Annotated in this window: 23 protein-coding genes; 10 read left to right on the top strand and 13 right to left on the bottom strand. The window is 39.4% G+C overall.

The annotated features are described in order from the left end of the window. The first annotated feature begins 134 nt into the window (after positions 1 to 134). A complete protein-coding gene (locus CDOM16188_RS07040; protein WP_169942662.1) occupies positions 135 to 1,064 on the top strand; it encodes a ribose-phosphate pyrophosphokinase in 930 nt (309 codons plus the stop codon). A 27-nt stretch (positions 1,065 to 1,091) separates the two neighbouring features. Here CDOM16188_RS07040 and CDOM16188_RS07035 read toward each other — a convergent pair whose 3' ends face one another. Continuing rightward, on the bottom strand, positions 1,092 to 1,820 hold the full coding sequence (locus tag CDOM16188_RS07035) for a cytochrome c biogenesis CcdA family protein (RefSeq protein WP_172200797.1): 729 nt from the start codon (positions 1,818 to 1,820) through the stop codon (positions 1,092 to 1,094). A gap of 9 nt (positions 1,821 to 1,829) precedes the next feature. Continuing rightward, the gene (locus CDOM16188_RS07030; protein ID WP_169942658.1) at positions 1,830 to 2,198 is read right to left on the bottom strand and encodes a thioredoxin family protein; all 369 of its coding nucleotides are present in this window, start codon (positions 2,196 to 2,198) and stop codon (positions 1,830 to 1,832) included. A gap of 174 nt (positions 2,199 to 2,372) precedes the next feature. Here CDOM16188_RS07030 and CDOM16188_RS07025 point away from each other — a divergent pair, with 174 nt between their 5' ends. The 5 genes from CDOM16188_RS07025 to CDOM16188_RS07005 are packed head-to-tail and all read left to right on the top strand — an operon-like array spanning position 2,373 to position 5,373. Further along, entirely contained in the window at positions 2,373 to 3,089 is a 717-nt protein-coding gene (locus CDOM16188_RS07025) for a DUF4198 domain-containing protein (RefSeq protein ID WP_172200794.1), read from the top strand. Beyond that, entirely contained in the window at positions 3,089 to 3,514 is a 426-nt protein-coding gene (locus tag CDOM16188_RS07020) for a hypothetical protein (RefSeq protein WP_172200791.1), read from the top strand. The genes CDOM16188_RS07025 and CDOM16188_RS07020 overlap by 1 nt, the downstream gene beginning before the upstream one ends. A 3-nt stretch (positions 3,515 to 3,517) precedes the next feature. Next, a complete protein-coding gene (cbiM, locus tag CDOM16188_RS07015) occupies positions 3,518 to 4,099 on the top strand; it encodes a cobalt transporter CbiM (RefSeq protein WP_172200788.1) in 582 nt (193 codons plus the stop codon). Then, positions 4,096 to 4,749, top strand: coding sequence for a CbiQ family ECF transporter T component (locus CDOM16188_RS07010; RefSeq protein WP_172200785.1), 654 nt, complete (start codon positions 4,096 to 4,098; stop codon positions 4,747 to 4,749). The genes cbiM and CDOM16188_RS07010 overlap by 4 nt, the downstream gene beginning before the upstream one ends. 9 nt (positions 4,750 to 4,758) lie before the next feature. Next, a complete protein-coding gene (locus CDOM16188_RS07005) occupies positions 4,759 to 5,373 on the top strand; it encodes an energy-coupling factor ABC transporter ATP-binding protein (protein ID WP_172200782.1) in 615 nt (204 codons plus the stop codon). A gap of 93 nt (positions 5,374 to 5,466) precedes the next feature. Here CDOM16188_RS07005 and CDOM16188_RS07000 read toward each other — a convergent pair whose 3' ends face one another. The 11 genes from CDOM16188_RS07000 to CDOM16188_RS06950 form a co-directional block, all read right to left on the bottom strand. Next, positions 5,467 to 5,973, bottom strand: coding sequence for a YqhA family protein (locus tag CDOM16188_RS07000; RefSeq protein WP_169942646.1), 507 nt, complete (start codon positions 5,971 to 5,973; stop codon positions 5,467 to 5,469). Positions 5,974 to 6,210: 237 nt separating this feature from the next. Next, positions 6,211 to 7,236, bottom strand: coding sequence for an aspartate-semialdehyde dehydrogenase (locus CDOM16188_RS06995; protein WP_172200779.1), 1,026 nt, complete (start codon positions 7,234 to 7,236; stop codon positions 6,211 to 6,213). Further along, the gene (locus CDOM16188_RS06990) at positions 7,233 to 8,537 is read right to left on the bottom strand and encodes a sigma-54 dependent transcriptional regulator (RefSeq protein WP_172200762.1); all 1,305 of its coding nucleotides are present in this window, start codon (positions 8,535 to 8,537) and stop codon (positions 7,233 to 7,235) included. The genes CDOM16188_RS06995 and CDOM16188_RS06990 overlap by 4 nt, the downstream gene beginning before the upstream one ends. Before the next feature lie 3 nt (positions 8,538 to 8,540). Continuing rightward, on the bottom strand, positions 8,541 to 8,951 hold the full coding sequence (locus CDOM16188_RS06985) for a hypothetical protein (RefSeq protein ID WP_169942640.1): 411 nt from the start codon (positions 8,949 to 8,951) through the stop codon (positions 8,541 to 8,543). Then, complete coding sequence (locus tag CDOM16188_RS06980) at positions 8,927 to 9,382, bottom strand: LPP20 family lipoprotein (RefSeq protein WP_253908147.1); 456 nt, start codon at positions 9,380 to 9,382, stop codon at positions 8,927 to 8,929. Before CDOM16188_RS06980 ends, CDOM16188_RS06985 begins: the two co-directional genes overlap by 25 nt. Before the next feature lie 86 nt (positions 9,383 to 9,468). Further along, entirely contained in the window at positions 9,469 to 12,069 is a 2,601-nt protein-coding gene (gene gyrA / locus CDOM16188_RS06975; RefSeq protein WP_172200756.1) for a DNA gyrase subunit A, read from the bottom strand. A gap of 249 nt (positions 12,070 to 12,318) precedes the next feature. Beyond that, positions 12,319 to 12,891: a ComF family protein gene (locus tag CDOM16188_RS06970; protein WP_172200753.1), complete on the bottom strand. Its 573-nt coding sequence runs from the start codon at positions 12,889 to 12,891 to the stop codon at positions 12,319 to 12,321. Then, complete coding sequence (locus CDOM16188_RS06965; protein ID WP_172200750.1) at positions 12,891 to 13,442, bottom strand: YajG family lipoprotein; 552 nt, start codon at positions 13,440 to 13,442, stop codon at positions 12,891 to 12,893. The genes CDOM16188_RS06970 and CDOM16188_RS06965 overlap by 1 nt, the downstream gene beginning before the upstream one ends. A gap of 9 nt (positions 13,443 to 13,451) precedes the next feature. Next, positions 13,452 to 14,144, bottom strand: a complete 693-nt coding sequence (locus CDOM16188_RS06960; RefSeq protein ID WP_172200747.1) for a hypothetical protein — start codon at positions 14,142 to 14,144, stop codon at positions 13,452 to 13,454. 60 nt (positions 14,145 to 14,204) lie between these two features. Beyond that, complete coding sequence (gene lepA, locus CDOM16188_RS06955) at positions 14,205 to 15,995, bottom strand: translation elongation factor 4 (protein ID WP_172200744.1); 1,791 nt, start codon at positions 15,993 to 15,995, stop codon at positions 14,205 to 14,207. A gap of 60 nt (positions 15,996 to 16,055) precedes the next feature. Beyond that, positions 16,056 to 16,910, bottom strand: coding sequence for an ABC transporter six-transmembrane domain-containing protein (locus CDOM16188_RS06950; protein WP_172200741.1), 855 nt, complete (start codon positions 16,908 to 16,910; stop codon positions 16,056 to 16,058). A 159-nt stretch (positions 16,911 to 17,069) separates the two neighbouring features. Here CDOM16188_RS06950 and CDOM16188_RS06945 point away from each other — a divergent pair, with 159 nt between their 5' ends. From CDOM16188_RS06945 to CDOM16188_RS06930, 4 genes are all read left to right on the top strand, one after another. Further along, positions 17,070 to 17,705 carry an NAD(P)-dependent oxidoreductase gene (locus CDOM16188_RS06945; RefSeq protein ID WP_172200738.1) on the top strand — a complete coding sequence of 212 codons (636 nt, stop codon included), beginning with the start codon at positions 17,070 to 17,072 and terminating at the stop codon, positions 17,703 to 17,705. A 69-nt stretch (positions 17,706 to 17,774) separates the two neighbouring features. Beyond that, positions 17,775 to 18,200: an Rrf2 family transcriptional regulator gene (locus tag CDOM16188_RS06940; protein WP_172200735.1), complete on the top strand. Its 426-nt coding sequence runs from the start codon at positions 17,775 to 17,777 to the stop codon at positions 18,198 to 18,200. A 203-nt stretch (positions 18,201 to 18,403) separates the two neighbouring features. After that, a complete protein-coding gene (gene hemE, locus CDOM16188_RS06935; protein WP_172200732.1) occupies positions 18,404 to 19,426 on the top strand; it encodes a uroporphyrinogen decarboxylase in 1,023 nt (340 codons plus the stop codon). Between the two features lie 33 nt (positions 19,427 to 19,459). Then, on the top strand, positions 19,460 to 20,478 hold a 1,019-nt coding region (locus tag CDOM16188_RS06930), incomplete at its 3' end, for a nitrate- and nitrite sensing domain-containing protein (protein ID WP_172200729.1).

The raw sequence follows: 20,478 nt of genomic DNA, 5'->3' as shown, positions 1-20,478 counted from the left end.
AAATTTGCGCTAAAATCGTTACGTTTAAGCTTTTTATCGCTCTTTACACAAAGCTAAAATTTAAGTCGCAAAAGCAAATTTAAGTTCATTGTTGCTAAAATAACTCATCCAAAAACTCACAAAGGTAAAATTTCATGAGAGGTTATAAAATTTTCTCCGGTACCGCAAACGTCGAATTTTCCAAAAAAATTTCTCACTATCTTTCGCTTCCGCTTAGCGAGGCTACTATTAAGAGATTTAGCGACGGCGAGATCAGCGTGCAAATCGGTGAGAGCGTGCGCGGTAAGGATATTTTTGTCGTTCAGCCGACATGTGCGCCTGCAAACGTAAATTTGATGGAGCTTTTGATACTAACGGACGCTCTTAAAAGAAGCTCCGCTAGCTCGATAACTGCGGTGATTCCTTACTTCGGTTACGCAAGACAGGATAGAAAGGCCGCTCCTAGAGTGCCGATTACCGCTAAGTTGGTGGCAAACATGATACAAACGGCGGGTATTAACCGCGTGGTTACCATCGATCTTCACGCAGGGCAAATTCAAGGCTTTTTTGATATCCCAGTGGATAATCTTTACGGCTCGATAATATTTAACGAATACATCAAAAACAAACATCTGAAAAACCCTATCATAGCAAGCCCTGATATCGGAGGTGTAGCGCGTGCTAGAAGTGTGGCTAAGAATTTAGACCTTGATATCGTTATTGTTGATAAGCGCCGCGAAAAAGCAAACGAAAGCGAAGTGATGAACGTCATAGGCGACGTAAACGGCAAAGACGTGATACTTGTAGATGATATGATCGATACGGGCGGCACGATAGTAAAAGCTGCTAGAGTATTTAAAGAAAGAGGTGCAACTAGCGTGATGGCATGCTGTACTCATGCGGTGCTTTCGGGCAAGGCATATGAGAATTTAAGCGATGATGCTTTAGATGAGCTTGTTATAACCGATACGATCCCGCTAAAAGAGCAACTTGATAAGATAAAAGTTCTAAGTGTCGCACCGATATTTGGAGAAGTGATAAGACGTGTCTATCACAACGAAAGCGTAAATTCGCTATTTGGATAGAAATTTAAAAAGATTTTAGGCAAAGGCCTAAAATCTTGTTGTAAGATCGGTTAGCCACTCAGGACTAATCTCTACTAAAAACCCTTCAACTACCTTATCAAGCCCCGTTAAAACCATAAGAGAAATTACGATTAAGCAAATTCCCATGATGATTTTACTTTTGCTTGCAAAATTTGCGATTTTCTCTCTTTTATTTTTAAAGCTCTGTCTTGAGGCAAGCCCGATGGCTATGAGAGGTATGACTGCCGAAATTCCAAATACGGTCATAACTATAAATACGTTTAGCAGGCTTTCTGCACGTGAAGCCAGAGCTATCGCCGCTCCAAGAGTAGGCCCTACGCACGGAGACCAAACGGCTCCAAGCATAACTCCTACTATGAATTGTCCCTTGGCGCTGTCAGGATTAAATTTGGCTAAAAATCCTTGAGCTTGATTGCTAAAGCCGCTTGTTTTAGAGCTTATTAGCTCTTGCATTTTTGGACTAATAAGCCAAATTCCAACCAAAAGCAGCAGTATTCCGCCTACGGTTCTTATGGTAGAGCTATCAAGCCCAAGCGCAAGTCCTACCGAGGAAAGCAGAGTGCCTATAAGGCTAAAAGATAGCGCCATACCAAGCGCAAGCGTTATAAGTCCGAATTTTGATCTGCTAAGAGCCGAAGAGACTATAATAGGCAGTATCGGCAAAACGCAAGGACTTAACGTGGTTAAAATTCCCGATAAAAAGCTAAAAAACAGTGTGGTGGTGCTGATATCCATAAAATTCTCTTAAAACGCCAGCTTTACTTGCTCTTTAATCTTCTCTTCGTTGGTTTCATAAAATGTCCTTGAAACCTCTTTGCCGTCTTTAAAAACTATGATAACTGATCTATCGTTTGCACCAAGGCTCTTTACCTCGTCTTTTTGGCTATCAAAATCAACGGTTAAGAAGCTAGCTTTGTCGCTGTTTTGTTTGGCGATTTGGTCTAAAACTTTCTCTTGCTTTTTGCAAGTGCTACACCAAGTAGCGTGGATATGTACCACCACACCTTTACCTTCGCTCATAAGCTCGTCAAATTTAGCTTTACTAAAAGCTTCTCCTGCAAATGAAAAGGTCGCAAACGCTAAAGCGACGACTAAAATTTTAAACACTCTCATATTTTCTCCTTGTCGGTTTTAATTTGTTGGCGTATTTTATATTTCCTGTGTTAATCAAGTGTAAAATTTATACTTTTTGATAAAATACTTTATCTGCTTAATAAAATTTCAGAATACATTAAATTCCTCGGCTCTATAATACTAATTGTAATAAATTATTATTAAAGGAGTAGTATGTCAAATAAAATGTTATTAAAAGCTATCTTTATAGCTACGGCTCTAACGATGAGTGCACAGGCGCACCAAGTGGTCGCTCAAAGTGTGGGTAAAAACAAATTCGAGCTTAAATTTTGGGCTCACGATAAATTTGAAAACTACGCTTCAAAACAAGTTTTGGGCGCTAAGGCTTATGACGAGAATTTAAAGCTAATCAAAACAGGTATAGTTTACAACTACGACGATGACAAGAAGTTGCCTGAAATCTTGACCGATAAATCGCCTGCCGTAGTTACGATGACCTTTGATGCAGGACATTGGGTGCAAACGGATAAAGGCTACGTCGTGGGAGATAGAGCAAAGACAAAAGGGATAGTTTTTGACGCGATTAGAAGTGTGAAGATAGGCAAAACCTACTTTTCGTGGAATGAAAACTTCTTAAAGCCCATAGGTCTTAAGCTCGAGGTTGTAGCGCTTAGTGATCCGTTTAAGATAAAAGTAGGTGAGAGCTTGCCCGTGCTTGTTCTAAAAGACGGCAAGCCTGCTAAAAACGTTGGTTTTGAAACGGCAAAAGATGATATAGATAACGTAACAAACGAATTTGGCATCGCGCTTATTCCTATTAAAGAAAAGGGCTTAAACATCATCGCGGCTAAATCTTCAGAGCCTATTTTTACCGACGAAAGCGCTGAAAGAATGCTTATACAAAGCTCAATATCATTTGAGGTCAAGTAGTGAAAATTCTAGCTTTTATAGCGGCTTTATGCTTAAATTTAAGCGCTCACGGGCTATTTTATAGCGCACATGAGGGCAAAGCCATAATCATAAATGCAAATTTCACAGAGAAAATTCCTGCCGCTTATGCCCAGATCGTCATATACGAGGGCGACTCTGCCATACCGCTACTAACTAGCACAATGGATAGCGGTGGGAATTTTGCATTTTTGCCGCCTCGCAAAGGAGCATATAGGGTTAAGATTACCGCAAGTAGCGATCATGGCGAGCATATGAAAGAATTTGATATCGATGCAAACGATGAGCTGGCTCTTAATAGTTATAAAGAGCCTGTTTATCAAAAATATCTTGGAATTTTAAGCGCCATAGGCATAATCTTTGGTATTTTTGGTATCATTGCTATTATTAAATCAAGAAAAGTATGAAATTTGCACATATCAGAAGGAATTTTAAATAGCGAAATTTTAGTTGCGGGCTGGGTCGTCTCGGGCGGAATTTGCGCTTATGCGCTTTATAAGCTTGATTTTGAGAGTATCCCGAAAGTCGCTATGCTAACGGCGCTGTTTTTTCTTGGATCTTTTGTGCATATCCCCGTGGGCCCAAGTAGCGTACATCTGCTTTTTAACGGCATTATCGGCGCGCTTGGCGGCTTGCAGGCGTTTTTAGCCATTATGATAGCGCTATTTTTCCAAGCCCTGCTTTACGGTTTTGGAGGTATAGGCGTACTTGGGGTAAATACCTTTATCATGGCGGCTCCTGCGGTTTTGGTGTGGTATTTTTTAAGGCCGCATTTAAGTGTAAAACCGAATTTGATCTCCTTTGTCGGTGGATTTGCGCCTGTTTTACTAAGCGTTGCCTTGCTTATAACCATACTTTTAATAAGCAGCGCAAGGCTTGATTACGCTGTTTATATGATTTTTATTTTCAACCTGCCTTTGATGTTTATAGAGGGCTTGATATCGGTTTTTGCACTGCGTTTTATCTTGCGTTATAAGCCAAATTTCTTATGAGTCGGCCGGTTTGCTATCTTTTAAGCATTATCGTTTATGATATCTTTTTGCTAAATGCGAGCGAAATTTATGCGGTTGATTTTGTAGCGCCCGTGCTTGCCTTTATCCTATTTCAAAAAGATAAAAAAAGAGCTCTTGTTTGGCTACTTTATTTAAATATATTTTTGATTTTTATCGTTATTTCTTACACTTTAAACGGCGATTTTGCAAGTGCAAAAAGCATTTTTATAAGGACGAATTTAATCTTACTTTTAGTTTTAAGCTTGCTTCTTGGCAAGGATAGTTATTTTGTTATTAAGGCTCTTTTTTCTTTGCACTTACCGCAAAAATTAATCGCCATAATGATGATTTACGCTAAAGTTTTTGAAGAGCTTTTAGTGTGGGTCAAGGATATGCCAAAAACTCTTAAAATTCGGGGTGTCAAACGTGAAATTTCACTTTTTTTCTTTAAGGCTTATGCAAGCCTTATCGGTAAGATTATCGTTAGCGGGCTTGATCGCTCGTTTGGCATATTTAACGCTATGAAAGTGCGAGGATATAGCGGAAAGATAGCATTTTTACCTGCTTTACAGGCAAGCTTGGCAGAAATTTTGCTGTTTGTAATTATTATTTTAACGGCTATTTTTAGAGCTTATAAAAATTTTATCTAAAGAGGATATATGCTGATAGAGGCTAAGAATTTATCTTTTAGTTACGGCAAAAGCGTGCTTTTTGAAAATATAAATTTGCAAATTTCTTCAAGTTCAAGAATTGTGATTTATGGAGCTAACGGGAGCGGCAAAAGCACGTTTTTATCGATACTTGCAGGCATAGCTTCACCAAATTTGGGCGAGATAATAAAACCGGATAATCTACAAATTTCATATCTTTTTCAAAACAGCTTTGATCAATTCGTAGCTCCAACCGTCATCGAAGATGTAGCCTTTTCGCTTTTAGCTAGTGGGGTTAATCCCAAAATTGCACAACAAAGGGCTATGGATATGCTTGAGAAATTTGAAATTTCTCATCTTGCAGATAGATCGATCTACTATCTTTCAGGCGGTGAGAAACGGCTCGTGGCGATAGCGGGCGCTTTGATAAAAGACGCTGATTTATATTTGTTTGATGAGCCTTTTAACGAACTTGATGATGTTAAATCAGCTCTTACGCTTGCAAATTTAAATGCCAAAAATAAGCCTTTTGTGGTGATAACTCATAGTAAAAAAGAAATTTTAAGCAAAGAGGCGCGATGCTTTTTATTTACCGCAAACGGGCTTTTAAAGCAGGAGCAATGAGCCAAATTTGTTTGGTAAAATTTAGCAAGACTATAAGGCAAAGTTTAAATTTATGCTTTTAAAGATGATTTAAGAGGCAAATTACCTCTTAAATTAGTGTTCGCCTTTGTGCAAGAAGTAAAGCCCAAGGCAAAGCGCAAGAATCGACGCTGCAAGATAAGTCATCTCAAGCGGAGTTGTAAAATTTGCGTGCAAGACGCGCTGGAAGAAATTTACGATTAAGACCATGATGATGACTTTTCCGATCTTGTCTTTTAGCTCGTCAAGCGAGTGTACCTCTAAAACCTTGCTTTGCTTTGACTCTTTAAGAGCTTCGATCTCCGAGATAAAGAGCTCATAGATACCGAAACTAAATATATAAAGAACCAGCGCCATGAGATATAGATCTATCGCTCCTACGATAACGCCCACTACATCCGAGTGGAAATTATCAGGATGGATGCCTTTAAAGAAGTAATTCCAAACGTCATTCATGATAACCAATACATCGTAACTTGCTATGATAAAGAGCACGATAGCCCCAAGCAGACCGAATATAACGGGAAGTATGGTAAATTTATTGCTTGCAAGCAAGATTTTTTCAAATACTTTTGAAAACATCAAATTCCTTATTTTTAATTTGGCTCGTATTTTACAGTTTTTTTTCTTAAATTTATGACTCTGTTTTTTTTGTTAAAATTTACCTGCAGATCAATGCTTGGTAAAATTTAAGCTTTGAGAAAAGCTTTATTGCGACATTTTTTCTTGAGGATAATATAAATTTTAGGATTTAAAGGCTAAATTTGTGCTCTTAAGCCATTCAATTTAGCCTTAATCACGGGCTTTAAAGCCTGCAAATTACTCTTGCATTTGCACCCATTTTTGAGCGATTCTTACCGCGTTGGTTGCGGCTCCTACGCGAATTTGATCTGCTACGCACCAAAGGTGAAGGACGTTATCTCGGTAGTTGTCTTTGCGAATTCTGCCTACATAAGTGTAGTTGGTATCGCTTGCGGTTAGAGGCATAGGATAAATTTTCTTTGACGGTTCGTCTTCTATGACGATACTAGGTGCGGCTCTTAGTACCTCTCTTGCTTTGTCGGCATTGATATCTTGGCTAAAGTGTATAGTGATAGCCTCGGAGTGGCTTCTAAGCACCGGCACACGCACGCAGGTAGCACTTACTTCGATATTTTTATGGAGAATCTTTTGGGTTTCGTTTACCATTTTCATCTCTTCTTTCGTGTAGTCGTTGTCTAAAAACACGTCGATATGAGGGATGAGGTTAAAAGCTAGTTGGTGAGCGAAAATTTTTGGTTCGCACTCGTCAAGTTTAAATTCAAAGAATTTTTGAAGCTGTAAGACAAGCTCCTCCATGCCCTCTTTGCCCGCACCGCTTGCGGCTTGATATGTGGCGACATCTACGCGAGTTATGCCGTATGCGTCATCAAGAGGCTTAAGCGCTTGCACCATTTGAATGGTCGAGCAGTTTGGATTGGCGATGATGCCGCGATTTACCCATTTGACTATATCTTGCGGATTGCACTCAGGAACCACTAAAGGCACATCTTCATCCATCCTGAAGTGGCTTGTGTTGTCTATCACGACCGCTCCGCTTTGAGCCGCAAGGGGTGCGAATTTCGCAGATATCGATCCGCCTGCACTAAAAAATGCGATATCGATCTCATGCTCATCAAATACGCTTTCAGTAAGCTCTACGACCTTATAGGTCTTGCCGTTAAACTCAACTTCGCTTCCGGCACTTCTTGCGCTTGCAAGCGGCAACAGCTCATTTACGGGGAAGCTAACTTCTTCCATCACACGGAAAATTTCCTCGCCGACCGCACCTGTAGCGCCTACTACTGCGACATTAAACTTTCTCATAAACCCTCCTTTATACCATATTTTTTAAGATTCTCTCGCAAATTTTCTTCGCTTAAATTTAAAATTTCGCACGCCTCTTTTAAATTTCCGTCCACGCTTTTTATTACGTCGATTATAAGGTCTTTTTTTATCCCTTCTTTATCCTTTGGCTTTCTTGATTGTAAAAACAGATCGCTAGCCGAAATTTCATCTCCTTCGCTAATTATAGTGGCTCTTTGAACTACGGAAATAAGCTCTCTTATGTTGCCCGGGAATTCATACTCTTCAAGCTCTTTTGCAGCTTCTTTGGAGAATTTTTTAGCCTTGAAGCCAAATTCTTTGCAGGAATTTTCAAGAGCGCGATTTGCTATGGGCAAAATTTCCTCTTTGCGCTCTCTAAGAGGCGGGATAAAAAGAGGAATGGTATTTAATCTGTAAAAAAGATCCTCTCTAAATTTGCCCTGTTTTATCAAGTCTTGCAAATTTGCGTTAGTCGCGCAAACTATCCTTACATCTATTTTAATGCTTTTAGTAGCTCCAAGGCGCGTTATTTCCCTTTCTTGAAGAGCTCTTAGAAGCTTTGGTTGCAAATTTAAAGGCATCTCTGCAATCTCATCTAAAAATAGCGTCCCGCCGTCGGCGAGCTCAAACTGACCCTTTTTTTGAGCCGAAGCGTCCGTAAACGCTCCCTTTTCAAAGCCAAAAAGTTCGCTTTCAATGAGATTTTCAGGAATGGCCGCCATGTTTAGCGCGATGAAAGGCTTGTTTGCGCGAGGAGAGCTTTTGTGTATAAAATTTGCAAAGAGCTCTTTTCCCACTCCGCTTTCGCCGCTAAGCATTATGCTAACATCGGTTAAAGCCGATTTTTTAGCTATATGAAGCGTTTTTTCAAGAGCGGGCGAAGTGGAGTAAAATTCGCTTGATTGGGTAGCTTTAACTTCGTTTGGTTTTTGTATTTTTTTAGATAATTTTTGATTTAGAATTTCAACTCTTTTTATAGCTTGATAAAGCGTTTCTATATCAAACGGCTTTGTTAAAAAGTCTTTAACTCCAAGCCTTACGCTCTCAATGGCTTTGTTTAAAGTAGCATTTCCCGTCATTATGATAACGTCAAATTTGCCCTCTAATTTTTTTATAAATTCAAGTCCGTCCATCGTAGGCATATTGATATCGGTTATTATAAGATCGGTATCGTCGCTTAGCTTCTTAAGAGCTTCAACTGCGCTTTTGTAGCTTTTGATTTGCAATTCTTCGTATTCGCCAAGCGCTATTTCAAGGGATTTGCGCATATTTATGTCATCTTCGACAATGACTATATTCATAACCTACTCTTTTATCTTAAATACGCCGATAATAGCAGAATTTGGCTTAAATTTAATTGTAAATCGAATCGGCAAAAGCGTTACATCGGTTTTTGTGTGTAGATTTACGCCCTTTGAATTTTGGCTGTGAGTATAGAAGTCTTGAACTTTAAATTTATAAGATACGAAGCATTCAAAAAGCTTGTCTTTGTGCAAATTTAGATAGGTTAAAGCGTCATTTTGCTCATTTTTCTTTTCGTTGATTTCGCATAAAAATTCATCTTGAATATTGGTTAAAACCATAGCTTTTGATATGGCTAAATTTTCGTAGTTTATAATGTGATTTTTAGTAGAAATTTTGGCCCAAAGGATAAATTCCTCTGAGCCAAAGAGAGTTGATATCAGAAGTATCAGTATGCAAAAATTTCTTGCCACTTGCTTTGATCTAGTTTAAGTTCCATTCTAACGCGGTAAAGACCGTCTTTGAAGTCATGCTCGACTATCGAAGCGTTTTTGATAAGACCGCTTACTTGAGCTGTTATGGTTGAGTCTTTTAGCATCGCATCTCTAACGGTATCGCGAGAGTTGATCTTTACTCCGTAAAGCTTTTCTGCAAGCTGTCTGTGAGCGTCAGCTATCGCTGCGCGTTTGGCAAGAGCTAAAGATTGGGCTTGAGAGACGGTGTTAAGAGGGGCTATGCCTTCACCTACCGCACTAAACATCGCTTCTGCCGGAGCTATGTCATATATCATCTTTTCTTGCTTCATGACATCTCTTATATCGTCTTTATCGATCTTTTGTATGACGACATCTTGCTGTGCCATGCCTAAATTAGCGTCTTTGCTAGAGCAACCGCTCATAACCATAACCGCCACGCCGATCATCGCAACATAAAAACTCTTCATTTTATAACCTTTTTATAAATTTCATTTGCCAATCATTAAAGCAAAATTTATTCCAAAATACTGCCGCCGTCTTCGCCCTGCTCATCGCCTTCTTCACTTGGACTTTCTTCCTTAGGGCATGCTGCTACGCTTACCACGTCGTCTCCGTCGACATTTACGACTATTACGCCACTTGTATTGCGACCGGCTTTTCTGATGCTTTGCATATCTACCCTGATCATCTTGCCGCTTGAGGTTAGAGCCATCAAATCCTGCTCTTCATCAACCATCAAGACTCCGACAAGATCGCCTGTGCGATTTGTTAGCTTCATGCAGATTACGCCCTTGCCGCCACGATTTGTTAAGCGATACTCTTCAGCGGTTGTGCGCTTGCCGATACCTTTTTGAGATATGCTAAGCACCTCTTGATCGTTACTTTCAATTACTGCCGCACCTACTACCTCGTCGCCAAGCTCTTTAAATTTAATTCCCGTTACGCCGCGAGCCGTTCTTCCCATCTGGCGAACTTTGCTAACATTAAATTTAAGACACATTCCTTTTTTAGTAACGATAAAGAGCATTTTGCCGGCAGCTACACTATCGACGTTTTCGTCTAAATTTTCATCTTGAATTTCTATCTCTTGAGTTAAGGCTGTATTTTCATCATCGCTAATAGGCGGGATAAATTCATTTTCATCGCTCTCAACGATCAGCGCGGTTACCAGTTCGTCGTTTTCATCAAGAGTAATGGCTCTTACGCCGATAGAGCGGATGTTTTTAAATTCGCTTAAATTTGTGCGTTTTACTACGCCGTTTTTCGTAAAGAACGCAAGCGACTTGTTTTCGTTAAAATCAGTTGTCGGAATGATCGCTTTTATCTTTTCGTCAGGCTGAAGCTGGACTAAATTCACTACCGCTTTGCCTTTTGCCGTGCGACTTCCCTCAGGAATTTTATAAACTTTCAGCCAGTAGAGTTGCCCACGATCGGTTACAAACATCAGCGTATCGTGAGTATTTGACGTAAAGAAGCTTTCGATGAAGTCATCATCGTATGTAGTTACGGCTACTTTGCCCTTACCGCCTCGCTTTTGCTTCTCGTATTGCTTGCTTGGCACTCGCTTGATATATCCGCGATGAGTTATGGTTACGACCATGTTTTCATTAGGTATCAAGTCCTCGATATCAATATCGTCATAATCGTCCACTATCTCGGTAACGCGCGGAACTTTAAATTTGCTCTTTATTTCGATGAGTTCTTCTCTAATCAGTGTTTCAAGCAAGGTTTCGCTCTTTAAAATTTCGTCAAGTCTTGCTATCTCGGATAGCAGTTCTTGAAGCTCGTTATCAAGTTTTTCGCGCTCAAGACCGGTTAGCTTGCTTAGCCTCATATCCAAAATCGCGTTTGACTGAAGCTCGCTAAGTCCAAATTTCGCCATCAATCCATCTCTGGCCGAAGTCGTATCAGGGCTATTTTTTATAAGTTCTATTACTTCATCGATATTATCAAGCGCGATTTTAAGGCCCTCTAAGATATGGGCTCTTGCGCGTGCTTTTTGAAGTTCAAAAATAGTGCGTCTTATTATAACCGTCTTGCGGTGATTTAAAAACAACTTAAGCAGATCGATAAGACCGAAAATTTTAGGCTCTTTGTTATCTATCGCAAGCATTATGACGCCAAAGGTGCTCTCCATAGTTGTCGATTTAAAGAGATTGTTTAGTACTATGTCGCTCATCGCATCGCGTTTAAGCTCGATAACTACGCGAATTCCGTCTCTGTCGGACTCATCACGCACTTCACTAATGCCTTCTATCTGTTTTTCTTTAACAAGATCGGCTATTTGCTCGATTAAGCGAGCCTTGTTTGTTTGGTAAGGAAGCTCGTCAATTACTATCACGTCTTTGTTCGGCTTTTTTTCGATATGAGTTTTTGCTCTTATCTTTACGCGACCTCTACCTGTTTTGTAAGCTTCGATAATGCCTTTTTTGCCAAATATTATACCGCCTGTCGGGAAATCAGGACCCTTGATATGTTCCATAACCTCTTCAAGAGTTGCGTTTTTATTATCAAGAACCAACAAAAGTCCGCTTATTAGCTCATCAAGGCTGTGCGGAGGGATGTTTGTGGCCATACCTACCGCTATACCGCTTGAACCGTTTAAAAGCAAATTCGGAACCCTACTAGGCAAAACATCCGGCTCAACGGTGCTGTCATCGTAGTTTGGAATAAAATCAACCGTGTCTTTATCTATATCGCGAAGAAGCTCTTCAGCCAAATTTGTCATTCTAGCTTCCGTATAACGCATCGCCGCCGCACCGTCGCCATCAACCGAACCAAAGTTTCCTTGACCGTCAACGCTTGGATATCTCATAGAAAATGGCTGAGCCATACGAACAAGCGCGTCATATACGGCTGTATCGCCGTGCGGGTGGTACTTACCGATGACATCACCTACGATACGAGCCGACTTTTTATAAGGGCTTCTTGAGCCTACTCCAAGATCGTTCATGGCGTATAAAATTCTTCTATGAACGGGCTTAAGTCCGTCTCTTGCATCAGGCAATGCGCGTCCTATGATAACGCTCATAGAGTAGTCTAGATAGCTTGCTTTTATAGAGTCTTCAATGTCTATAGATTCGATATCTTGATTTGCTTCAAATATGTTTTCCATTTGTATCCTTAAAATTAACTCATAGATTCTAGCTAAAATTTGATAAAAGATGGCTAAATGCGAAATTTGATACGTAGATTATTAAGCATTTATTAGTAAATTAATTTGATATGTTTTTTGAATTAATCCGGTAAAAGAAAGCTTGTGCATTGATGTTTTATTGTACAGGCTGATTAAATGATTTGTTATCTATCAAATATCTCTTGGGTCTTATACAATAAAGCTGTATGACAAATTTGGCTTTAGCTCTTAATACTTCGCATCAGCTAAAACAAGTCCGAACAAGACCTCTACGCCAAATTTTTCAAGTGCTGTTTTAGCTTCAATCATCGTAGTTCCCGTAGTTATGATGTCATCAACCAAGATAACGGGGAATTTTGGAATTTTGCTTAGCTTGAAATTTCTTGGATGCTTTATGCGAAAGGCTAAATCCTTGCCCGAATAATTTACATCAGAGCTTGCATGAAGGCAATAATGAAGCGGCTTGATCTCATCGCTTTTAAGAGCGCGAGCCAAAATAGCCGTGTGAGAATAATCAAATTTAACCCTATCATCTATCGCTACGGCATTTATTTTTGAGCCGAATTTGAAATTTTGAGCAAATTTTTTGAGACTCAAATTTGCAAGGCTTTTGTATATAAATCTGCCGTGAAATTTATGCTTGGAGTGGATTAAATTTTTAACTTCGGAGTAGTCAAAGAAGCTGTAAATTTTAAAATCGTCTTTTAAAATTCTTGTTTTTAAAGATGAATTTTTAAGGTGCAAGGCGCAAAATTTGCATAAAATTTTAATGCTTAAGCGCCCACAATTTGCGCACCTCATCAGCTTTTTAGGATTTGAACGGCGGCTCGTTTTACGATATCGCTTAAAAGTTCGTCTATAAATTTGTCAAATGCGCCGCTTGTCTGGATAGGGGCGAATTTGGTTTGCGTTTGTGCGACATTTTTTGTGATGGTCTGATCGCCGCGTCTTATCGTTAGCATTACTTTTGCTTCGCCTTTTAGGTTGTCCGTGCTATATCCGCTTAAATTCGCTTTAAGCCATACGATTTCCACATCAACTATTATATCGCTAGAAAAGCTTACAACTTGCCCGCCGAGCCTTGAAATTTCCTTTTCAAGAGCGTCTTTTAGCCAGACGGAAATATCATTTTGAAGTGTAACGTATTCGCTAACGTCGCCTTTTGAATTCGTTATAGTTGCGACTATGCTTTTATTTTGGCGATTGTCTATGACCGAATTTATCTGAACCTGTTTGGCAAATCCTAAAGAATTTGAAGTTGAGTTATAAGGAGATAAATTTAGAACCGAACTTTGTTGTGCGCAACCTAAAAATAAAAAAGGAAGTAGGGCGATAAGTATGTATTTTTTCATGAATTTCCTTTATAGCTTTGAAATTTCTTCAGCGACTTTGTTGGCCATCTGTTTTGAAAGAAGGTGTATGTATAGACTAAAATCCTCTATATTTTCGGCTTCAAGTTTTCTGGCTTCTTGTCTTGTATTTACGTTTAAAACTCTTGTTTTGTTTATGTTTTTTACGCCTAATTTGCCTTGCATTATAGCCGTTAGGACTTGCCCGTTTTGGCTATAAAGACCTTCGTAATTTGTAAAGGCAAAATCAACTCTATATGTATAAGGTGACTCTTGGCTATCTACCGTAAGTATTCCTCTGTTTCGTAACTCGTCTTTTAAAAACGCGTAAAATAAAGCCTCTATGCGATCTTTTGTTTGCAGTTTTACTGTTTTGTTTTCGGCTATAAATTTAATCCCGCTATTTTCATCCCTTTGATCTATTACCGAATGTATATAAACCTTTTTAATTGCGGCATTTGTGTCGATTCTGCTTTGCTTTAGGCAGCATTTTATAGCTATATCGCTAGTGTATTCTACGCCGTTTATCTTTAAGTTTTCACCTCTGCTGTCGGCACAAGATCTGCAATCGGCTTTTATCCGCATAATCTCTTCGTACCCTGCGGCATTGTTGTGAGATACTTTAGTGCCGCCGCCAAACCAATTAAGCCAGCCGGAACATCCAGTGAAAAATAATACTATAAACAAATATATTAGATATCTCATGCAAACTCCTTATGTTTTATAAATCCAAGCAAATTTTATTCCGCCAACTAAATTTAAACTCTAATCTATCTTAAGCACGCTTAAAAACGCTTCTTGAGGTAAATTTACCTTGCCTATGGCTTTCATTCTTTTTTTGCCCTCTTTTTGCTTTTCAAGCAACTTTCTTTTACGCGTGATATCACCTCCGTAGCACTTTGCCGTGACGTTTTTGCCCATTGATTTAACTGTCTCGCGCGCTATGATTTTATTGCCGATACTTGCTTGGATAGCTACTTCAAAAAGCTGTCTTGGCACGATCTCCTTCATCGCTTTTACGAAGTCGCGACCCTTGCTTTGCGCCTTGCTTTCAGGCACGATGATGGATAGCGCATCGACCGTTTCGCCGGCAACTTTGATATCAAGCTTCACCAGGTCTCCCTCTCGGTACTCGCTAGGCTCATAATCAAAGCTCGCGTAGCCTTTGGTGCTTGATTTAAGCTTATCGTAAAAGTCCATCACGATCTCATTCATCGGTATATCGTATTCAAGCAACACACGCTCTGGCGTGATGTAGTCCATCTTGGTCTGAATCGCTCGGCGGTTGTTTAAAAGCGTGATGATATTGCCTAAAAATTCACTCGGCGTGATGATGGTCGAGCGCACGTAAGGCTCTTTGATCATCTCGATTTTATTTACAGGCGGAAGCTGGCTTGGGTTTTGAATCTCTAAAATTTGCCCGTCCGTTTGGATAACTTCGTATGTCACGGTCGGCGCAGTTGCTATCAGATCAAGGTCAAATTCACGCTCTAAACGCTCTTTGATGACCTCCATGTGAAGCAGTCCCAAAAATCCAACGCGAAAGCCAAATCCAAGAGCCACAGAAGTCTCAGGCTCGTAGCTTATGGAGCTGTCGTTTAGCTTAAGCTTATCAAGAGCGTCGCGCAGATCTTCAAATTTGTCCGTTTCTATAGGATAAAGTCCTGCGAACACAAATGGCTTTGCTCGCTCAAAGCCGCCGACGGGTTCTTTAAGCGGATTTTTAGCAAGCGTTATCGTATCTCCTACCTGCACGTCGCTTACGTTTTTAAGTCCAAGCACGACTATGCCTACTTCGCCTGCACTTAGCCTGCTTGTCTTAATAGGCGCGATTGGGTTTGGATACATAAGATCAAGCACGATATGCTTTTTGCCCGTGCCCATAACCAAAATTTCGTCGTTTTTAGCTAGCTCGCCGTCATACACGCGCACAAGAGCCAGCGCGCCAAGGTAGTTGTCAAACCAGCTATCGTAAATCAGCGTCTTAAGCGGACTTTTTATATCTCCGTGAGGTGGCGGAATTCGCGTGATGATGGCTTCAACAAGCTCTTTTATACCTATGCCGCTCTTTGCGCTTACTTCAATAGCATTTGCGCAGTCAAGCCCGATAACGTGCTCTATCTCGTTTTTAACGCGCTCGGCATCTGCCGCCGGAAGGTCGATTTTATTTATCACGGGGATGATTTCAAGGTTGTTTTCAAGTGCGATATAGACGTTTGCGATGGTTTGAGCTTCGACTCCTTGGCTTGCGTCTACTACCAAAAGCGCACCTTCGCAGCTTGCTAGACTTCTACTTACTTCGTAGCTAAAATCAACGTGTCCCGGAGTGTCGATTAGATTTAAGATATATTTTTCGCCGTTTAGGTTGTGTTCAAGTCTCACGCTTTGAGCTTTTATCGTGATACCGCGTTCTTTTTCGATATCCATCGTGTCCATTATCTGGCTACTCATCTCGCGGTCGCTTACCGCTCCGCACTCTTGGATTAATCGGTCTGCAAGAGTGCTTTTGCCGTGATCTATGTGGGCTATGATGCTAAAATTTCTTATGTTTTTCATTCAAATTTGCTCTTGTGTTTAAAATTTGTCTTATTTTGCCAAAAAATCTTTTATTTTTCGCTAAATTTGAGTATTTACCCGCTTGCCTATATCTTTTAGTTTTGAAAACTGCTCGATGAGGTTTGGCGCGTCATCAAGGCTTATGGCAAAGGTCCATAGGTATGTTATTACCGAGTAGATATGTCCTGCGGTTGCTTTATCGTTTGCAAGAGTTATAATAGCTAGGCCAAAAAGTACGGCGGCGCTTATGCCGATGATTAAAAAGCTCATCGCTTCGCGGTTTGATATCCTTACTCTTAATAGCGAAAGTAGCTTGTAGTGCCTTTTTAGCTTGTTTTCTCTAGCTTCTTTTATCCTGCCAACCTCTTTTTCTATCTGGTTGTTTAGTCTTAAGTAGAGTTTGTCGTTTTTGCTTATGTATCTTGGTAACAAAAGAGCAAATATAACGATTACTATAAATGTCGCCAGACCCACGTAAAATTCGATAAAAAATAGCATAACCACAGAGCCAAAAATAGAAACCGCCGAAGTAAAAAGCATAGGAAAATGCTGCTCGAAGAAATCCACAAATTCCCGCGACAAATTCGCTCTTGCTATTATTACGGAGTCGTTTTTTGAGTCTTTTTTCTCGCTCATTATGACTTTTACTGCAAGATCCGCATAAATTTTAGTAAAGACCTGTGTATCTACCCTGCGTCTTGCGGCACCTATACACCAGCCTATAAGCACCATGAGCGAATAGGTAAGCGCAAGTAAGACTTTGCCCTCTATGATGGCGTTTATGGCGATACCTGCTAGCAGTGGATATATAAGAAACAGTCCGTTTTCGGCAAGCACTAGACTAAATGCTAAAAATAGCTTTTTGAAATTTTGCTTGGCGATGAATTTTAGCGTTTTAAAAGCGCTATTTTGCATGAAATTCCTTTGTTTGAATTAGGCTAAATTTTATAAGCTTTTAAATTCGATGTCAAATTTAAAATTAGTTGTAACTATTGACATTACAATAAAAATTAGATAGACTTCGCTCGTAAGTTGTAATTAAAAACATTACAACAAAATTTTAAAGGATCTAAAATGAAAAAAGTAGCTATCATAGGCGCAAACGGAAAGAGTGGCAAAGAGTTAGTCAAAGAAGCTTTGCTTCAAGGTTATGAAGTAATCGCTATCGTGCGAAACAAAGAGTATAACAACGATCAAGTTAAAGTCATTTATAAAGATGTGTTTGAGCTTAATAAAGAAGATTTGAGCGAATTTGACGTCGTTATAAGCGCATTTGCCGTATGGACGAAAGAAACTTTTCATCTTCATGCAAAGCACACCAAGCATCTTGCCGATCTTCTTAGCAGTAGTAAAACAAGGCTGTTTATCGTGGGCGGAGCGGGAACTCTTTATGTAGATAGCGACCACAAAGTAATGCTAATGGACGCGCCTGATTTCCCGACTGAATACCTAGATGTAGCAAAGGCTGACGCAGGATCGTTTTATGAGCTAAAAGATAGAAAAGATACACTTTGGACTTATGTTTCGCCTGCTCTAAATTACGATGAAGGCGGAGCTAGAACAGGTAAATATAAAATCGGAAGCGATGAGCTTATTTTAAATTCAAGCAACCAAAGCTACATAAGCTATCCTGATCTTGCTTTGGCGATAATTGACGAGATAAAAAACCAAAACCATATAAATAGATGCCTAACTGCGGTAAGCGGCTAAAATTTATGTTTTTGCCCGTAAAATTTGCTATTTTTAGCTAGAATAACGAAAAAATATTTTTAGGTAAAAATGCAAATAGGGCAAAAATTTTCAATCGCGGTTCATATTATTTTAAGTGTCGAGTTTTTTAAAGAGGATAAAAACACTAGCGAATTTCTGGCAGAAGGTATAGGGGTAAATCCCGTAATAGTAAGAAATATCACTGCTCTTTTGAAAAAAGCTAAATTGATAAAAACTTCTCCCGGTGTAGGCGGACTATCCTTGCTAAAACAGCCAAGCGAAATTACGCTACTAGATATTTATAACGCTGTAAATTCGGATCAAAAAGAGCTTTTTAAAATACATCAAAAATCCCCTGCCGCTTGTCCTCTCGGCGGGCAAATTCAAAATTTGCTAAGCGGACATTTTTTAGCTGCGCAAAACGCTATGCAAAACAAACTCTCTTGTATAAATTTACAAAATTTACTTGACGAGCTAAGGGTTTTAGGCTCTTAGTTTGATCTTTAAAATTTTGTTTTAGCAAGTTAATATTTTCAACCAAGATAAGGTTAAACTAAATTTTAAAACAGCCGATATAGAATGAATATTTGGTAAATGAAAGTTTAAAATATGCATAAAATAACACTCGGCTTATTGTCAAATTTTAAATACTTTAATAATAAATGTGATACAATCGGTAAAAATTTAAAGGAAATTTAATGATATTTGTAGATGCTTGTTTCAAAAGACCTACGCCTTATACTCCTGTGTGGATGATGCGTCAGGCTGGGCGCTATTTGCCCGAGTATATGGCGGTTCGCAAGTCGGCGGGAGATTTTTTATCGCTTTGCAAGGATTATAAAAAGGCAAGTGAAGTAACCATCCAGCCTGTTGATATTTTAGGTGTTGATGCGGCGATACTTTTTAGCGATATCTTAGTCGTGCCACTTGAAATGGGTATGGATTTAAAATTTGTGCAAGGTGAGGGACCTGTTTTTAGCGATCCGATCAAGACAAAAGAGGACTTAGACAGGCTTGACGTGCAAAAATCAATCAAAAATTTAAGCTATGTTTATGATACGATCAAGCTAACTCGCGAAAATTTGGCTCAGGATAAAGCGTTAATCGGCTTTTGCGGCGCTCCTTGGACGATAGCTACTTATATGATTGAAGGCGGCGGGACGAAAACTTATGCTGTTAGCAAGAAACTTTTATACTCAAATCCTGAATTTATGCATCAAATTTTAGCCAAAGTTACCGCTGCGCTTATCGGCTATATGAAAGAGCAGATTAAAGCGGGCGTAAATGCGGTGCAAATTTTTGATAGCTGGGCGGCGGCGCTTGAGATGAGTGCGTATTTTGAATTCGGGTTTAAATACATCTTGGAGATAGTTGATGCACTTAAGGCTGAATTTCCGCAAATTCCAGTTATTGTATTTCCAAAGGGCATAAGCGGATATCTTGATAGGATAGATGGAAATTTCGAGGTTTTTGGCGTGGATTGGAGTACTCCGATAGAGCTTGCCAAGGCGAAGTTAAGCCCTAAATTTGTCCTTCAAGGCAATATGGAGCCAACAAGACTATACTCAAAATCAGCGATTGATGAGGGTGTGGATAAAATTTTAGAAGCCATGAAAGATACGCCTCATATATTTAACTTGGGGCATGGAATTTTGCCTGATATTCCTGTAGAAAACGCAAAACATTTCATAAGGCGAGTTCAGGAAAAAAGCGCAAGATAAAGTTAGCGGGTTTAAAAACTAAAAGGAGTGGTTTTGAATAATATAAGGATAAAATTTAAGATAATGGCTATAGTTGTGGCCGGTTTAATCGGGCTTATAGCTGTAAGCGGTTATCTTTTTAAAGGGATTTTAGATACGCGCGATAGAGCCGAATATAGCGAGCGAGTCGTTGATATAGTCGTAAATAAAAACGCTCTTATTCACGAGATGCAAAAAGAGCGCGGATTTAGCTCCGGAGTGCTTGCAGGAGGTGATAATGCAAAGCTCTTGGCACAAAGAAAACTTGTCGATGCGGCACTTGAAAGACTTAAAGAAAAAGACGAGATGCAAACCAAGCTTGCGCCTCTTCGCAAAAGTGTAGATAGTCGCCAAAACGCAGGACAGCTAGCGCAATTTACGAAGATGATCAGAGATGAGATCATATCGATAAACGGATATAGTGCGCATATTGATCCGAATTTGGTAGATGATCTTAAAAGAAGCTTGATAATAGGCGAGATAAAAGAGTCTTATGGGATATTGCGCGCTACTTTAGTGGGAGTATTTACCAAGCGCAGTATAGACAAGATTGATTACAATAAAGTCGTATCTCTTGATAGCGTAATAGGTAAATTTTCTAAGGATTTTGATGATTTTAACCCTAAAAATTTTAGAGATGAATTTGACCGAATAGTAAGAGATAAAAGTGAGTTTAAAGAGGTAGGCAAGATAGTAAAAGACACTATAGAGATAAGCTCGGGATACACGCCTGAATACAGTCCTTCGGCTTGGTTTGAAAAGGCTACCGCGGTAATAGATCAAATGAGAGAATTTGAATTACAATTACTTGAAAACATGAAAAATCAAGCCTCCACAATAGAAAAAAATGCCAATAATCAGCTTATGATAAGTGCCGTTTTGATAGCCTTTTGTCTGATAATTCCTCTTGTTATATCGATAATAATAGGTAAAAATTTGATAAAGAATATAGAAAGTACCAAAAGCGGTCTTGTTGAATTTTTTAACTTTTTAAATAACAAATCACAGAATGCCAAGCTTTTAAATTTACAAGG

The sequence above is a fragment of the Campylobacter sp. RM16188 genome (genome assembly GCF_012978795.1).
GTDB lineage: Bacteria > Campylobacterota > Campylobacteria > Campylobacterales > Campylobacteraceae > Campylobacter_A > Campylobacter_A canis.
The sequence above is the reverse complement of the archived record's forward strand: the minus strand, read 5'-3'. Positions and strand labels throughout refer to the sequence as shown.

Coding starts and splice junctions, on each gene's coding strand:
- CDOM16188_RS07040 (WP_169942662.1), top strand. CDS start 135: ATGAGAGGTTATAAAATTTTCTCCGGTACCGCAAACGTCGAATTTTCC.
- CDOM16188_RS07035 (WP_172200797.1), bottom strand. CDS start 1,820: ATGGATATCAGCACCACCACACTGTTTTTTAGCTTTTTATCGGGAATT.
- CDOM16188_RS07030 (WP_169942658.1), bottom strand. CDS start 2,198: ATGAGAGTGTTTAAAATTTTAGTCGTCGCTTTAGCGTTTGCGACCTTT.
- CDOM16188_RS07025 (WP_172200794.1), top strand. CDS start 2,373: ATGTCAAATAAAATGTTATTAAAAGCTATCTTTATAGCTACGGCTCTA.
- CDOM16188_RS07010 (WP_172200785.1), top strand. CDS start 4,096: ATGAGTCGGCCGGTTTGCTATCTTTTAAGCATTATCGTTTATGATATC.
- CDOM16188_RS07005 (WP_172200782.1), top strand. CDS start 4,759: ATGCTGATAGAGGCTAAGAATTTATCTTTTAGTTACGGCAAAAGCGTG.
- CDOM16188_RS07000 (WP_169942646.1), bottom strand. CDS start 5,973: ATGTTTTCAAAAGTATTTGAAAAAATCTTGCTTGCAAGCAATAAATTT.
- CDOM16188_RS06995 (WP_172200779.1), bottom strand. CDS start 7,236: ATGAGAAAGTTTAATGTCGCAGTAGTAGGCGCTACAGGTGCGGTCGGC.
- CDOM16188_RS06990 (WP_172200762.1), bottom strand. CDS start 8,537: ATGAATATAGTCATTGTCGAAGATGACATAAATATGCGCAAATCCCTT.
- CDOM16188_RS06980 (WP_253908147.1), bottom strand. CDS start 9,382: ATGGTTATGAGCGGTTGCTCTAGCAAAGACGCTAATTTAGGCATGGCA.
- gyrA (WP_172200756.1), bottom strand. CDS start 12,069: ATGGAAAACATATTTGAAGCAAATCAAGATATCGAATCTATAGACATT.
- CDOM16188_RS06970 (WP_172200753.1), bottom strand. CDS start 12,891: ATGAGGTGCGCAAATTGTGGGCGCTTAAGCATTAAAATTTTATGCAAA.
- CDOM16188_RS06965 (WP_172200750.1), bottom strand. CDS start 13,442: ATGAAAAAATACATACTTATCGCCCTACTTCCTTTTTTATTTTTAGGT.
- CDOM16188_RS06960 (WP_172200747.1), bottom strand. CDS start 14,144: ATGAGATATCTAATATATTTGTTTATAGTATTATTTTTCACTGGATGT.
- lepA (WP_172200744.1), bottom strand. CDS start 15,995: ATGAAAAACATAAGAAATTTTAGCATCATAGCCCACATAGATCACGGC.
- CDOM16188_RS06950 (WP_172200741.1), bottom strand. CDS start 16,910: ATGCAAAATAGCGCTTTTAAAACGCTAAAATTCATCGCCAAGCAAAAT.
- CDOM16188_RS06945 (WP_172200738.1), top strand. CDS start 17,070: ATGAAAAAAGTAGCTATCATAGGCGCAAACGGAAAGAGTGGCAAAGAG.
- CDOM16188_RS06940 (WP_172200735.1), top strand. CDS start 17,775: ATGCAAATAGGGCAAAAATTTTCAATCGCGGTTCATATTATTTTAAGT.
- hemE (WP_172200732.1), top strand. CDS start 18,404: ATGATATTTGTAGATGCTTGTTTCAAAAGACCTACGCCTTATACTCCT.